The following is a 14,781-nucleotide window of genomic DNA, read 5'->3' on the forward strand; positions in this document are numbered from 1 at the left end:
CATACAGTATGTACCTAGATGCCACTACTTCCATCCCTGCTATTGAACATTGTTTGCATACCATTGGTTTTTTTGACCCAAAAAACGAACAGATCCTTTCCGTGGAAAAGCCCGGTGAGGGGAACATGAACGTCGTCCTTAGGATCCGAACCGATAAGCGTTCCTTAATCGTAAAGCAATCGCGTCCTTTTATTCAAAAATACCCACAGATAGCGGCGCCCGTTGAGCGTATTGATGTGGAGTATCGATTTTACAAAGCGGTTACGAACAAAGCCATTGAACCACACATTCCGGAAATCCTGACGTATAATGCGGATAACTATGTATTGATACTCGAAGACTTAGGGGATTGCAAGGATATGTCGTACCTGTACGATGAACGCAATATCGATACTTCCCAACTCCATCAGCTTTTGGAAATTGCTTCCCAGATCCATAAATCCACTCCAAAAGCATACCCTACGAATATGGAATTGCGACTGCTTAATCACCAACACATATTCGTACTACCATTTCTTGAGGAAAGTGATTTCTCCCTGAATACCGTTCAGGATGGACTTGAGGAACTCGCCCTAAGGTATAGAACTGATGAAACATTGAAAAAAGAGATTTCCAAAGTGGGGCAACAATACCTGTCCCAGGGCAATACGCTAATGCACGGTGATTATTATCCCGGGAGTTGGATGGAAAAAGGCGACCACATCTACGTCATCGACCCGGAATTCAGCTTTATGGGATTTGCTGAATTCGACATTGGGGTACTGGCGGCACATAGCATAATGATCACGATGGATAAGGATGGTCTCCGCACCATAAAAAGTAGGTATCCGGAAAAGCTGAACGAACCATTATTGGCTCAAGTGGCCGGCATAGAGATAATGCGTAGGGTAATAGGTTTGGCCCAACTGCCTTTAAAAAGATCCCTTCAAGAAAAAAAGTTGCTTTTGGAGATCGCCCGTGCTTTGATTTTGAATGAAAGCAGTTAAGATGCCACCAACTTCCACGATTATTTTCTTGCTAGAACCCCCCTTCTAAAAAAGGTAATGATACCGAAGAATGAGGTTAGGCGATAGCCAAACTTCATTAAAGGTTCTCGAACACCTTATTAAAGCTTCATTAATACCTTATTAAAGCTTCATTAGTACCTTAAAAAGGTTCAAGAATACCTTTAAAAACAAATCACCGGCGATAAATGAACAGGTGTTAAGTGACTGACAAGCAGGAGGAAAGGCAATGTATGTAAAAGGGGATTTAATTTAAAAACGCTGAAAACCAGAAGAGTTATCGTAATTTTGTCTTCAACATATAATATAATTTCAAAAACTTGCTAGAGAAAAGACAACAATTACCCCAAGAACAATTTATAGATGCGGATTATTTCATTTATTGTTTGGAAGCGGTTCATGAAATGGAAACGGACCAAGTTACCGAGACACAGGAAAACTTGGGGCAACTGGCCATGAAATATGGAATAGCAAGTATTTATAAAACGTGCGACACTATTGAAGAACTGGAAGCCAGTTTAAATGCACTGGTTTTGGATGACCATAATTTTAAGGATTATGAAATCATCTATCTGGTTATGGAAGGTGAAGCCAATAGTATATGCTTAAATGGCTATTACTACAGTTTACAGGAAATTGCGGAAATTTTTGAAGGAAGGTTAAAAGGAAAGATAGTACACTTTTCCAACGCAAAAATCCTGGATTTGGACGAAGAGGAAGCACAATATTTTTTGGACATCACCAACGCAAAAGCCGTCTCTGGTTACGGTAAGGAATTCAACGGAATAAGCAGCTCAAACCTTGACAAAGCATTCTTTAACCTATTTAAAGAAGATGATAATATGTTGGATGTTGTGGAAGAATTACACCAAAGACATTACAATGTCTGTAAATTGCTCGATTTTAGATTGTATTATTAGTGGAACTCAATTTTGAGAAGTCAGTAAGACGCACTGAAAATTGAAAGTTGAACTAATCCCGCTTTTTTCGGTGGGATCTAGGTTCAAAACCTCGACCCTTAGGTCGATTCCTATTATTGGGTTCAGGGCTTGCCCTGAGGATTAATACCTTTTATTAAACCCATATGGCGACAGGCTAAACCTATACGCGACAAAAAGTGATTACCCTGTGGGTGATCGCTTTTTTCGGCGAGATGGCGCGCTGGCATAAGAACACTCCAGTAAAACGGCTTTTACATAATGGCTGACGATATGATTCGCTGACGCGAAGGTCATATCTGCAATTATGTAAAATGCAAGCATACGCCGTTTTACGCTATAGATATATTTGCTCTATAATGTTCCGCGTTATGTAACTTTGCTTTGGAAAAGCAAAGTATTTGGTATTACATTTCCTTTAAATTTTTCTTCCAAAAACTTTCTTCTTGTAAGGTAATGGAACACTTATTATACGAGCCGACGGTAGGAGGGGAGTGTAATGTGTGTATAATGGGAATATTTCTTCTTAGTTCTTAATTAGTTACGGGATTCTGTAAGTATAGGCTTGTTATTTTTTTACCTTTATAGCTATTTGAATTTGAGTTTATGTCTACAACAAATACACAACGAGAATTAATAGATTTTTTATGGGATTGGACAATTCCGCTTGGAAGTTGGAGTAAACTTTTAGTGGAATTAGTAACTAATAAACAAGCTACTCTTGACCATAATGAACGTAAACGGGTATTTAACTATTACCTTCAAGACATTGGATTTGGTCATCAAGTTCCACTTCCCCCATTATCGATAACCAAACCAAGCTTTACACCGCCATCAAAAGAAGTCGTACTCACAAAACTATCTGAAGTAAAAGGTGTAAATAAATTGGCAGCGGACCAAATTATGGAGTTCAGTCCGAATATTACGGTCGTGTACGGTAACAATGGTGTTGGTAAAACAGGATAAAGTAGAATTTTAAAATCTCAAGGTTATAGTTTTGATAATAATATTGAAATTCTGTCTAACGTAAATGAAACTCCTGTTAACCAAAGTGCTCGTTTAGATTTTAATTCTGATGGAAGCCCTTTTTATTTGAACTGGCAAGGAGGACGACCAGAATCTGACCTCAACGCTGTTTCGGTATTTAACAGCGATTGTGTAAATATTTCACTTTCTAATACCCGTGAATTATTGGTAACACCAAAAGGCTTTTACTTATTTACCTTAGTCACTAACGAACTTACAGAATTAGCACATTTATTAAATGCTCAATACGCTTTGTATCCAATTGTACTATCGTGGAAAGACCAAATGCATGAATCAACACCGCAGAAAGTATATATAGATGCACTAGTATACAATTCTAACAAAGCTACACTTAACGAATTATCACTCTTTAACGAGGAACATCAGACAGAATTAATAAAGAAGGAACAGGAATTAGAAAATCTAAACAAATCAACATTAGAAGCCAGGCTTAAGAGCATTAACCTCATGCTCACGGAAATTACGTCTAAAATAGTAACCGTTAAGCAAACGCAGTCTAATCTTACGAAAAATGATTGGGATACGATTATCCAATATAATGCGACCTTAAAAGCATTAAAAGCTAAAACCCAACTTGGTATTGCAGGTTTAGCTGAAGTATATGGTTTAGAGCAATTTGATGCCGATGAGTTTTCAAATTTCTTAAAATCTGCTGACGCATATATCAAACTCCTTGCGAAAGAAAACTATCCAAATAACGCTGATGATACTTGTATTTACTGCAAACAAGATTTACAAAATCAAAAGGCAAGAAATTTAGTAGAGAATTACGGTAAAATTCTAAACGATAATACCGAAGCAGAAATCAAAAAATATGAAAAGTTAAAAAGCGATATTGTTGAACGTGTAAATCTAGTTACAGATACTATCAAATTTCACCAACCTACATTTGGGATTTTAGAAGATGGTAATATTTTGCAACCTCAAGAGGTTTTACATTTTAATACAAGGGTTACCTTGTTTAAAAACCATATAATGAATAATACGGTTGATGCAAATCTGATTTTTGATATTAATTACATAGCTGTTGTACAGTTTCTTGAAGCTAAACAAATAGAACTGACTGCATCAAGAGACGCTTTAATCAAGGCTCTAAACAATTTGCTGCCTACCGAAACAAAACTGAAAGCAGAAATAGCAGAATTAAAAGATAGAAAGTTACTTTCAGAACACAAACAGGAAGTGTTAACAGTAATTACAAATCTACTTTCTCGTAAAATTATAGATGATAATAGAAATCAGTTTAATACGAACTCATTAAGTGTTAAAACAACCCAGGCTCGTCAAGAACTTGTAGCCCAAGATTTCCAAGATAAATTTACTGCCGAATTAACTGGATTTAGAAAACAACATCTTGGTGTGAGTCTTAGTTTTTTCTCGCAACAAGGTAGCTCTCGCATACGACAGAATGTGGCTAATCAAGACATTAATAAAGTTTTAAGTGAAGGTGAACAAAAAACAATTGCTCTTTGCGAGTTTTTAACTGAATTGCAATTGGACACTACAGTGGCTCCTGTTGTCTTTGACGACCCCGTGAATTCTCTCGACCATTTGATTATTCAGGACGTAGCAAAACGCTTGGTAGATTTATCAAAGGAACGACAAGTGATTGTCTTTACTCATAACGTTATATTCTTTAATGCGTTTTTTGGTTGGCAGGTACATACACTTTACAAGAATAATACTGACTTTAAATTCTACCAAGTTAAAAGTACAACAGAACAAACTGGTCTACTTTCTGATGGCGCACCTATAAACAGGCTTAGTACCTATCGAGGTAAAGTAAGTACTATTTGTAATAACGGAATTGGCGATAGAGATGAAAATGAAGTAGTAGTTGATGGTTATGATTTCCTTCGTACTACTTTAGAACTATTGGTTTCAAAAAAAATATTTCAAGATGTTGTAGACCGTTATCGTCCAAATCTAAAAATGACATTATTTCCAGCAATTAAGGGCCATAAAATTGAAGAACACAAGGCAGAAATAGATTCAATATTCGGACGAGCTAGTGGCTACATTCGAGCGCATAGTCATCCCGAAGAACACTACGCACCACCAACACTTAATGATTTAAAATCAGATTTTGAAAGGTTTAAAGTTATTGAAGCAGATTTCAATTAGAGAACATAGTTTTGGATATGGAAGAAAGCGAAAAAGCATTCAAGGAACTTATATCTTATAGTGTAAAACTAGATGAGATTGAATATAAAGATATTAGAGATTTAATTAAAGAATCTTTACGACACATTCCAATAACTACCGCTAAGCTTCATAAAAACACTCCTATTGATAGAGTAAGAATTAATGGAAAAATCAAGTTTTTCAATAAAGAAGATGATTTAACTTACATTAAGAATAAGAGTGTAATAGAGAAAAGATTACTTGAATTTGGGAGAGCAAATAAACCGCACGAGCCGCTTTTTTATGGAGCATTAGAAAGTAGTTTAATCAAACAAAACAGACTTACTGCTTTTCTTGAAACATCAACTCTTTTGAGGGATACAAAATCGGTTTGTTTAGAAGGTCAATTATTTACCCTTGCGAGATGGGTCACAAATAAAGAATTAATAATTGCTGAGATTGTTTTTAGTGATGACGCTTTAAAAAATAATCCAGATACTCTAAAGTCCTTCAATAATCATTTTGAGCAAATAAAAATGCATCCAATGAGAGAATTTGGTTTACAACAACTACAATTTTTCAGTAATGAATTCTCGAAAGAAGCTAAATCGCATCATGACTATAAGATTTGTGTAGCGTATTCGGATTTACTTTTGAATGATTATGGAATTGCTGGAATTACTTATCCCAGCGTTCAGTCTGGTTATCAAGGTCAAAATTTAGTTTTAAGGCCAGATATTGTTGATAAACATCTCAAGCTTTATTCTGTGTCCACCCATAGAATGCATAAAAATCAAATGGAATCATTTTTAGGCAATTATTTTCACACTCAAAATTTTGGTAAGGACAATTCCAATTTTGTTTGGGATTTAAAGGAATGTGATGAAGAAAATATTATAAAATATTATTCTGAAAAGGCCAAAAATGCTAAATCAGAATAAGGCCTTAATTAGCTTTGTAACGGCCTAAGATAATTTTGGGTAAAACAATAGGGGAGAGGAGCGTTAAGAATTTTAGGGGGCTGGTTACAATAAACGTTGACCGCCATTATGTTTCTTTTACCTTAAACCAGTATTAAGAGTTACAATGGATCCTAAAATTTAGCGACCGACCCGTATATTGTTTCTAAAATTATCTGTAAGCCTTGATTTTTTTGTTTCTTTTTTTATCAAGAAAAAAAGAATAGACTAAGAAGATTTTGTTTACTGTAATCCGTATTATGAAAAATCACTGCACAGTACCATACAATAAGTTACATCTAAAATTGTTGATTATGACAGGTTGAACAGTTTGGTAAACATTGACATTTGGGTATTTTTTTTTGGTGATTTCAATTATCCGCTCAATGAAATCTTTCTTGGCATGAGCACCAATTATAATATTTTGTAAAGATTCTCTATTGAAAGGTATCCTACCAGTACGGTCTTTAAGAAGTCTTAGCTCTTTTTCATAGCTCCAAACTTCTGTTTTTTTATAAAAAAGATCTACAATATGATTAGGTTCTGAGATTGGATTGTATTCACGACTATAAATTTCAGGAACATAATAGATAGGGTGAACATTGTGGAAAAATGTTTTATCAGTGGTTATGTCAAAATGCAACGATAATCCAGAATGGTTGCTAGCATAAATTTCCCACAGTTTTTCGTTCATGGGATACATGGTAAAACAAGCTATTCCAAAACTATTGACAAATGGCTCCACTTTTGTTTGAGCGAATTCCATTAACCTTATGGCATCCATATTTTCATCAAAGTAACGTTTAGTTCTTGCATCTAACAGACTATCTGCAATGGTGTCATAAAGAAGTTTTTGTTCTTCAAGATTTGACGAAAGTTTTACAAATTCAGGATTTGAGTCCATAGGGTCGTTCAAGGTATCTCTTCTTGAAAACCAAGTGTATCCCTCGTCAAGTTCGCTGAGGGTATATTCATTTGCCGCTCTAAATCTAAAGACATGAGGCGGTCCCATTTTAATTGGGAATTTTTCTCGTAAAACTTCTAATTCATACATAGAATGAATATAAAATTAATAGGAATATCTAAAAAAAAAACAAATATCAAAGCTTAATTTTCTATTTGACATAATATTAAGAGTACTCACGAAAAAAGTTGATTAGGAGGAGAATGTGAGCAAGTGCTAAGAAATTATCTCGCAGAGTAATTTTTAGCTGTTGCGGCAAGCTGCCGAGAATCTCCTGAAAAATTTATTGACTAAGAGTTTCTCATAAATCGCATATTTCAAAAGAATCTAAAAGTTTTGCTTTTTTTGGCGCTGGCCAAGCGACGGCAAATTGTGTTTTAAAATGAACGCCATTTAGCGTTTATTTTAAAAAAGCAATTGAGCGATTGGCTGTGCGGCAATTTTACATAACGACTAATTATAGATACAGCCGAAAGGTTTCTCGCTGGGTTTTCTAAGAATTTGAAATTTTCTAAAAAGTTTTTTCTGGGTAGAAATATTCAAGCTACGTAAATAAAAAAGGTTGATGACCCTGTTGGTAATTCTCTTAAAAGCTATAAACGTTAGGGATATTTTACATAATAGAATTATAGCTTACAGATATTTTCAGCATTCCAGTAAAACGGCTTTTACATAATGGCTGACGATATAGACCTAAAGGCGCTATATCTGCAATTATGTAAAATGCAAGCATGCGCCGTTTTACGACATATACCAATCTGTACTATAATTTACATTATGTAAAATAGAAGTTATTAAAGGACACCTACCTCGGTGATCATCCATCCAACCCCATATGCCCCAAAACCCCGATTATGAACCTGCATCCCTCATATATCCATTTGGTATTTATTTTAAAGGTATCCCTTCCCCAAAGACCTCTTTTTTAGGTAAAACCATTCAAAATATACCCAACCGTTTTTACCCATTGGCCACTTAAAATCGGTGAAAAACCTTTTAAACCCAATTGTGCTGTAATACAACGGAGATTTCATTCATTTTAAAGAATATTGATTATATTATATACAATCATAAAAACCTATTTCTATTTTTGATATAACAAACAACACTCAAAAAACATGAAAATAAAAAGTTCCCTCTCCACTATAGCTTTGCTATGTGTATTGGTTTTTACTGGATGTAAAGACGAAAATGTTGAAGAGGCAGTCATCCTACAAAGCACGGAATATCAGATTTACGATGTTTCCGGATCTGGGGTAACCGGCACGGCTACCTTTACCCAGGAAGACAATGGTTCTACCCACGTACTCATAGAACTTGATGGTGCCGATACCTCTACCAATCCTGCTTATATTCGTTATAACAGTGCCGCCGAAGGCGGGGGAATTGCCATAACCCTAGCAGCTTGCGAATGTGCCATTAGTAATACGACCATTACCGCCTTGAACAATGGAACCTCTATTACCTATGAAGGTTTGATAGCCTTCTACGGTCATATTACCATAGAAGATTTGAGCGGTAATATCGTTGCCGTTGCCGATATCGGGGCAAATGCCGAATAAAAGCACCCATAGGTGCCATCGATAATAGGATAACGAAAAAAGCCCAAGGGAGTCCCTTGGGCTTTTTTTATACGTTTTTATTTTATATCAATGGATATATTTTGCCTTGGCCAACCCCATATATTCTTTTACCCCCTGCCTCAAGGCCCTGAATTTCGCATACTGATCCTGGAATTTCCCAATACATCCTTGTGCGGTTTCCTTATGTTCCTTTAAGGATCTGATCATTTTCCTACTGATCTGGCTATAGGTTTCCAAACCCATCCTCAAAGATTCGATCCGGTCAAACTCCCCATAGGTCTGGGGTTCACAAATATAAGAATCCAAATTCTTTCGCAAGCGGTTAACATCGTTTAGATTTCGCTCCATTTGATGTACCAATACATTTTCTTTGGGCTCAAGATCAGCAGAACCCCTTGTGTTCGTCAATGTTCTCATAAGATTTCATTTTGGGGGGTTGTAAAATAGCTGTTGCGATACTATGAAATTACGAAATATTCCCTTACAAACAACCATCTAATTTACTTACTATCAATATTTAACGATTTTTTAGTGTTGGGGTGACAATGAGCTCACCTTTGCGCATAAAAAAACCTCCGTATCGGAGGTTTACTATCGTATGGATCAACGTATGGTAAAAAGGCCTATTGGCTTTCGGTATCATCAACGAACTCGATCTCAGCCATGGCCCGGTTCAGGCCGTTTGAGAACGGATTCTTATCCAAGGCTTTCAAAAGCCGTTGCCTACGCCGTTCCGAAATATCCAATGTATCCAGAATACGTTTCTTTACGGCTATGGAATGCTGTCGTTTTTCCTTCAGTTGTTTGCGCTCCGATACACTTAAAATAAAATCGGGCTCATACAGTTCCATGACCGTATACTTTTTGACTTCTTGTGTTGGGGTGCTGTACTCCTGTGCCATGATGCCATGCGTCCCTATTAAAAACAATAGGAAGCCCACCACGGTAAGCATGTTTTTTTTCATCCTGTGTATTATAGTGTGTCTCGCCGAACAAGATACCCATATTACATTATAAATACTTTCGGAGCATCCGGTTTTCAACGAAAAAACAATACCGTATATCGGAAATACCACCCATTACTGTACTTACGCCTTTTTTTTAAGGCATGTCAAACGCTTGACCACCGTTTTGGTTGACCCTAAAAAGCCGATCTTCGGGAGCTGGGTTTAAGGCTGCAATTTCATTTTGGCCTTTAGGTATTTCTTATACTGTCCTTTATGCAGCAATGCGGCCATATCCTCATTCTCCTGACCGATCAATTGTTTTAACATGACCGCCTTGTCCGCTTTGGAAAGGTTCATCTTCCCTACCTTATCCTTCTTTAACATATATCCGGTCAAGGTTTGTTCAAAATCGGCCAATTGGCCCGATTCGAGGCCCAACTCAGCGGCATATTTCTTTGTCAATTCCTTGGCCTTGGCCTTGATGATGCCATCGCCCTTCTGTGGTGGGTTCTGGGCACTGCCCCATTGGATCATTAGCAATGCCGTGAATAGAATAATGACTTTTTTCATTTTTTTGTTTTTTAGGGTATGTGTTTTTACCGAATAATCGTTTTATGCCCCAATAAGGTATAAAAAAAGCTACTACCAAGGGGGCGGATGCCACATTATTTATAGCATTTGCAATTTTTGGGCCAAAAGGTGTTAAGCATGGGGTATTGTTGAAGGATTTCAAAAATACTGCTTAACTTCGTAGCTTTTAAAAATCTACATCTTATGCTGGTTTGGGGGCTGTTCATTGCCTTGATCATCGTGTTTTTAGCACTGGATCTTGGGGTTTTCCATAAAACGGAACATGTTATAAAAAGTAAGGAAGCTGGCTTATGGACAGCCGTTTGGGTCACCGTGGCCCTTAGTTTCAGCGGGGTCATCTACTGGCTTTTCGCTTCCGGAATGGTAGAAAACCCTACCGGACTCACCCCGAACAATGCCGTATTGAAATACGTTACCGGATATCTTATTGAGTTATCCTTGAGTATCGATAACGTCTTCGTTATTGCCGTCATCTTCCAAGCCTTTAAAATTCCACCGCTGTACCAACATCGCGTTTTGTTTTGGGGTATTCTGGGGGCCATTGTATTTCGTGGACTCATGATCCTATTTGGAGTGGCCTTGATCACCAAGTTCGATTGGATCATTTATGTTTTTGGGGTTTTCCTTCTGTACACGGCCTTTAAAATGCTGAAGTCCGACGATTCCCATTTCGACCCTAAGAGTTCTTGGGTATTTAAACAGATCAAAAAGATATATCCGATCACCTCGACCATAAAAAACCACGATTTCTTTGTCAATCGTATGGGGATTACCGCTGCCACTCCCCTATTCGTGGCCTTGATCATCATTGAACTGACCGATGTATTGTTCGCCCTCGATAGTATCCCCGCCATTTTGGCCATTACCGCGGATCCCTTTATCGTATTCAGTTCCAATATTTTGGCGATTCTAGGATTGCGTTCCATGTATTTCCTTATTTCCCGGATGTTGCAGAAATTCCGGTACATCAATTACAGCCTTGTGGTCATTTTGGGCTTTGTCGGACTCAAAATGTTATTTTCTCATCACATTGAATTGCCAGAGTGGTTATCCCTAACGGTCATTTCGGTATCCTTGATGGCCGGTATCGCGGCTTCTTTGCTCATCGCTGAAGAAAAGGGATAAAAAAATCCCGCCACAAGGGGCGGGATGGTATTTTTCAATAGGGTTAGGCTACCTTATCCTTTGGTATTCTCCAAAGCCTCTTCTTTTAGCTCCTCGCTGGCAACGATCGCCAATTCTACCCTACGGTTCTTTGATTTACCCTCCGCAGTGGCATTATCGGCCCTTGGTTGGGTCTCTCCGTACCATTTTGTGGTGAAGCGGGTGGGACTGATCCCTTGGGCAATCAAGTAATTGGTAACCGATTCGGCACGTTGTTGCGAAAGCTTCATATTGTAATCCTCTGGTCCCGCACTATCCGTATGGCCCTCTACCAGAATATTGCTTTTAGGGTATTCGTTGAAAATTCCGGCCAATTTGTCCAGGGTAGCAGCGGATGTTCCTTTTACGTTGGATTTGTTGGTGTCGAAATAAACTCCAGCCTCTTCGGTAAAGGTAACATTAATGCCCTCTCCGACCCGGGTCACTTCCGCACCGGGAATCTCTTCCTCAATACGCTCGGCCTGGCGATCCATACGATCCCCGATATACCCACCGGCCACACCACCGACGGCGGCACCGATAATGGCACCCAATGCAGTATTGTTCCCTTTACCGATGTTGTTTCCCAAAATACCTCCGATCAGCGCTCCCCCACTGGCCCCGATAACGGCCCCTTTTTGCTTGTTGTTGGCATTACGGGTAACACTACATCCGGTGATCAATACCATACTTAATACGATATACATACTTTTTCTTGCTATATTTTTCATTTGATACATTTTAATTGATTAGTGCATTTAAGGGCATCATTACAATGATCCAAAGGACCGATCGCTGATGCCTTAATACCGATTGTTATTTTTTAGCGAACCTATAAACGACGGTAATGGGTTCCCCATCTACGCGGTTGTTCGATTCCAAGACCATGTCCGTAGGGGTCAGGGAGGCAATATTGAGCCGATATCCCAAGCCGCCATCGATATCCTTATGGTCCGCATCAATGAATTTAAATTGCAATTGGGCGGTGGAACCATCCGCACGATCCACTACCGACCAACGAATGTAACGATCACCGCCATTACAAAGACTCGATGAAGACAGGGTATACCGCCCTGTGCTATTATTGTCCCTAAAGAACCAAGTACTATCTTCAAAACAGATGTCCTTGGCATCATTGAAGAGGATGGAAGAGAAATTACCCGTATTGTCCTTATAGGATACATCCTCTAGGACCCAGGTCCCGCTTAAAAGGTTACGCTGTGTACGTACAGCTTTTGAGACAGAACAAGACGACATTAACAATGCCACGATCCCAAATAATGCGATTATTTTTTTCATGTTGATATTTTTGGTTTACATCCTATATATACGATGCCTGAATGCACTTGGATGTGCTTTTCGGTGGTAATTTTAACATAATCGATGAACTGCCTTCAATAAGCGTGTAGGTCTAACAAGGCACTTTCGAACCTACCCTTGGATAAGTAATTGTCCTCCAAAGATTTGGCAAATGGTATGGGCGTTTCCAAACTTCCCACACGTCGTACGGGAGCATCGAGATATTCAAAACAATTTTCCATGACCATCGCGGAAATGTCACTTCCTATGCCTCCGAAAAGGCTGTCCTCTTGAAGAATGATGAGTTTTCCCGTTTTTTTTACGGATCGGTACACGGCTTCGATATCCAAAGGTTGCAAGCAACGTAGATCGATTACGTCCGCATTGATGTTTTGATGTTTTTCCAAGGTTTCCAATACCCAATGTACCCCTGCCCCATAACTGACAATGCTTATAGCATCCCCTTCCCGGAGTATACTTGCCTTACCAAAGGGCAAGGTGTAATAATCCTCGGGTACATTTTGATATATGCTTCGGTACAGCCCCTTATGCTCAAAAAACAATACGGGGTTAGGGTCGTTTATGGCCGTGGCCAACAACCCTTTGGCATCATACGGAAATGCAGGATACACCACTTTCAAGCCTGGGGTTTTGGTAAACCACGCTTCATTGGTCTGGGAATGGAAGGGTCCGGCCGCAACGCCCCCGCCGCAAGGCATACGAATGACCACATCGGCGTTTTCACCCCATCGATAGTGCGATTTGGCCAAATAATTCACGATGGGATTGAATCCCGAACTCACAAAATCGGCAAATTGCATTTCCATGACCGCCTTCATCCCGTTTATCGACAATCCCATTGCGGCCGAAACAATGGCCGATTCACAAATTGGGGTATTGCGTACTCGGTCGTTCCCGAAAGCTTCGACAAATCCTTCGGTTATTTTAAAGACACCACCATATTCCGCAATATCCTGCCCTAGGAGAACGAGGTTGTCATGCCGTTGCATGGATTGTTTCAAACCTACCGATATGGCGTCTACCAGCCTAATGTTCTTTACGTTGGTCCCCGGTTCAACCTGCTTATAGGCGAACGGTCTGTACACATCCCCAAGCTCCAGGCCCGTGTCGGGGACTATTTCTTTCTCTTCAAAGGCTTTTTTCAGATGCCCATCGATTTCCTGAATGATCTCCGTCTTATAAATCACCTCCTGCCTTTCGGTAAGAATGTCGGTATTGCGCAAATACTGGGCATAATTGAGAAGAGGGTCTTTGGCCGCCCATTGGTCCATCAGTTCTTGGGGCACATATTTGGTGCCACTGGCCTCTTCATGCCCGCGCATACGAAACGTCTTGAATTCCACCATGACCGGGCGGGGATTTTCACGAATGCTTTTGCATAGGGCATCGATCTTCGTATAGACTTCCAAGATGTTGTTTCCTTCCACGATATGGGACTCCATGCCATATCCGATACCCTTGTCCGCCAAATGTTCGCATTTGAATTGTTCCTGCGTGGGTGTCGAGAGTCCGTACCCATTGTTCTCAATACAGAAGAGCACGGGTAATCCCCAAACCGCCGCTACGTTCAGTGCCTCATGAAAATCCCCTTCACTCGTAGCCCCTTCACCCGTAAATACGGCCGTCACCCTTTTTTCTTGCCGTAAGAGGGAAGCCAAGGCAATACCGTCGGCAACCCCCAATTGAGGTCCCAAATGCGAAATCATCCCTACGATCTTATAGGCTTGGGTGCCAAAATGAAAACTACGGTCCCGCCCCTTGGTAAAACCACCAACCTTACCTTGCCATTGCGAAAAAAGACGGAATAATGGGATATTCCGGGTAGTGAACACCCCTAGATTGCGATGCATGGGCAAAATATACTCCATTGGGTCCATTGCCGTGGCCACCCCTACCGCAATGGCTTCTTGCCCTATACCGCTAAACCATTTCGATATTTTGCCCTGTCTCAATAATATCAACATTTTTTCCTCGATCATACGAGGTTTCAACATCGCCTTATAAAGCTGTAACTTGATGTTGTCATCGAGATTGTAGTTGGAGTATTCCATGGTCGCCTTTTCGTAATGGTTCAACTAAGGAGCATAAATGTAACAAAAAAGATAGGAGGACCATCAAAACGTACGCCCCTTTCAATTCAACATTAATTCGTAATTTTGGA

Annotated in this window: 14 protein-coding genes; 7 read left to right on the forward strand and 7 right to left on the reverse strand. The window is 39.3% G+C overall.

Features of this window, described 5'->3' with window-relative positions; translation table 11 throughout:
- Positions 1-8: 8 nt before the first annotated feature.
- From PHU20_RS01665 to PHU20_RS01685, 5 genes are all read left to right on the forward strand, one after another.
- Positions 9-986, forward strand: a complete 978-nt coding sequence (locus PHU20_RS01665; protein ID WP_274823600.1) for a phosphotransferase — start codon at positions 9-11, stop codon at positions 984-986.
- A 338-nt stretch (positions 987-1,324) separates the two neighbouring features.
- A complete protein-coding gene (locus PHU20_RS01670) occupies positions 1,325-1,924 on the forward strand; it encodes a DUF6642 family protein (protein WP_274823601.1) in 600 nt (199 codons plus the stop codon).
- A gap of 624 nt (positions 1,925-2,548) precedes the next feature.
- Entirely contained in the window at positions 2,549-2,908 is a 360-nt protein-coding gene (locus PHU20_RS01675) for an ATP-binding protein (RefSeq protein WP_274823602.1), read from the forward strand.
- A 126-nt stretch (positions 2,909-3,034) separates the two neighbouring features.
- On the forward strand, positions 3,035-5,113 hold the full coding sequence (locus PHU20_RS01680; RefSeq protein WP_274823603.1) for an AAA family ATPase: 2,079 nt from the start codon (positions 3,035-3,037) through the stop codon (positions 5,111-5,113).
- 17 nt (positions 5,114-5,130) lie between these two features.
- Positions 5,131-6,054 (forward strand): hypothetical protein, encoded by a 924-nt coding sequence (locus tag PHU20_RS01685; protein ID WP_274823604.1) that lies wholly within the window; start codon positions 5,131-5,133, stop codon positions 6,052-6,054.
- A gap of 286 nt (positions 6,055-6,340) precedes the next feature.
- Here the strand turns inward: PHU20_RS01685 and PHU20_RS01690 are convergent, their stop codons facing one another.
- Complete coding sequence (locus PHU20_RS01690; protein ID WP_274823605.1) at positions 6,341-7,126, reverse strand: DUF2971 domain-containing protein; 786 nt, start codon at positions 7,124-7,126, stop codon at positions 6,341-6,343.
- Positions 7,127-8,154: 1,028 nt separating this feature from the next.
- Here PHU20_RS01690 and PHU20_RS01695 point away from each other — a divergent pair.
- Positions 8,155-8,598, forward strand: a complete 444-nt coding sequence (locus PHU20_RS01695; protein WP_274823606.1) for a hypothetical protein — start codon at positions 8,155-8,157, stop codon at positions 8,596-8,598.
- Between the two features lie 87 nt (positions 8,599-8,685).
- On the opposite strand, the gene PHU20_RS01700 is transcribed toward PHU20_RS01695, so the two are convergent.
- The 3 genes from PHU20_RS01700 to PHU20_RS01710 all read right to left on the reverse strand — a co-directional run bounded on the left by PHU20_RS01700 (position 8,686) and on the right by PHU20_RS01710 (position 10,136).
- Entirely contained in the window at positions 8,686-9,036 is a 351-nt protein-coding gene (locus tag PHU20_RS01700) for a hypothetical protein (protein WP_274823607.1), read from the reverse strand.
- Between the two features lie 206 nt (positions 9,037-9,242).
- A complete protein-coding gene (locus tag PHU20_RS01705) occupies positions 9,243-9,584 on the reverse strand; it encodes a hypothetical protein (RefSeq protein WP_274823608.1) in 342 nt (113 codons plus the stop codon).
- A 204-nt stretch (positions 9,585-9,788) separates the two neighbouring features.
- On the reverse strand, positions 9,789-10,136 hold the full coding sequence (locus PHU20_RS01710) for a hypothetical protein (RefSeq protein WP_274823609.1): 348 nt from the start codon (positions 10,134-10,136) through the stop codon (positions 9,789-9,791).
- Positions 10,137-10,340: 204 nt separating this feature from the next.
- On the opposite strand from PHU20_RS01710, the gene PHU20_RS01715 reads away from it, so the two are divergent.
- Positions 10,341-11,282 carry a TerC family protein gene (locus PHU20_RS01715; RefSeq protein WP_274823610.1) on the forward strand — a complete coding sequence of 314 codons (942 nt, stop codon included), beginning with the start codon at positions 10,341-10,343 and terminating at the stop codon, positions 11,280-11,282.
- Positions 11,283-11,335: 53 nt separating this feature from the next.
- Here PHU20_RS01715 and PHU20_RS01720 read toward each other — a convergent pair whose 3' ends face one another.
- The 3 genes from PHU20_RS01720 to PHU20_RS01730 form a co-directional block, all read right to left on the reverse strand.
- Entirely contained in the window at positions 11,336-12,031 is a 696-nt protein-coding gene (locus tag PHU20_RS01720; protein WP_274823611.1) for a YiaD family glycine zipper/OmpA-like lipoprotein, read from the reverse strand.
- An 85-nt stretch (positions 12,032-12,116) separates the two neighbouring features.
- Positions 12,117-12,599, reverse strand: coding sequence for a lipocalin-like domain-containing protein (locus PHU20_RS01725; protein ID WP_274823612.1), 483 nt, complete (start codon positions 12,597-12,599; stop codon positions 12,117-12,119).
- A gap of 95 nt (positions 12,600-12,694) precedes the next feature.
- Positions 12,695-14,671 carry an alpha-ketoacid dehydrogenase subunit alpha/beta gene (locus PHU20_RS01730; RefSeq protein ID WP_274824450.1) on the reverse strand — a complete coding sequence of 659 codons (1,977 nt, stop codon included), beginning with the start codon at positions 14,669-14,671 and terminating at the stop codon, positions 12,695-12,697.
- Positions 14,672-14,781 lie beyond the last annotated feature (110 nt).

The organism is Maribacter polysaccharolyticus (assembly GCF_028882255.1).
Taxonomy (GTDB): domain Bacteria; phylum Bacteroidota; class Bacteroidia; order Flavobacteriales; family Flavobacteriaceae; genus Maribacter_A; species Maribacter_A polysaccharolyticus.

Coding starts and splice junctions, on each gene's coding strand:
- PHU20_RS01665 (WP_274823600.1), top strand. CDS start 9: ATGTACCTAGATGCCACTACTTCCATCCCTGCTATTGAACATTGTTTG.
- PHU20_RS01675 (WP_274823602.1), top strand. CDS start 2,549: ATGTCTACAACAAATACACAACGAGAATTAATAGATTTTTTATGGGAT.
- PHU20_RS01685 (WP_274823604.1), top strand. CDS start 5,131: ATGGAAGAAAGCGAAAAAGCATTCAAGGAACTTATATCTTATAGTGTA.
- PHU20_RS01690 (WP_274823605.1), bottom strand. CDS start 7,126: ATGTATGAATTAGAAGTTTTACGAGAAAAATTCCCAATTAAAATGGGA.
- PHU20_RS01695 (WP_274823606.1), top strand. CDS start 8,155: ATGAAAATAAAAAGTTCCCTCTCCACTATAGCTTTGCTATGTGTATTG.
- PHU20_RS01700 (WP_274823607.1), bottom strand. CDS start 9,036: ATGAGAACATTGACGAACACAAGGGGTTCTGCTGATCTTGAGCCCAAA.
- PHU20_RS01705 (WP_274823608.1), bottom strand. CDS start 9,584: ATGAAAAAAAACATGCTTACCGTGGTGGGCTTCCTATTGTTTTTAATA.
- PHU20_RS01710 (WP_274823609.1), bottom strand. CDS start 10,136: ATGAAAAAAGTCATTATTCTATTCACGGCATTGCTAATGATCCAATGG.
- PHU20_RS01715 (WP_274823610.1), top strand. CDS start 10,341: ATGCTGGTTTGGGGGCTGTTCATTGCCTTGATCATCGTGTTTTTAGCA.
- PHU20_RS01720 (WP_274823611.1), bottom strand. CDS start 12,031: ATGAAAAATATAGCAAGAAAAAGTATGTATATCGTATTAAGTATGGTA.
- PHU20_RS01725 (WP_274823612.1), bottom strand. CDS start 12,599: ATGAAAAAAATAATCGCATTATTTGGGATCGTGGCATTGTTAATGTCG.
- PHU20_RS01730 (WP_274824450.1), bottom strand. CDS start 14,671: ATGGAATACTCCAACTACAATCTCGATGACAACATCAAGTTACAGCTT.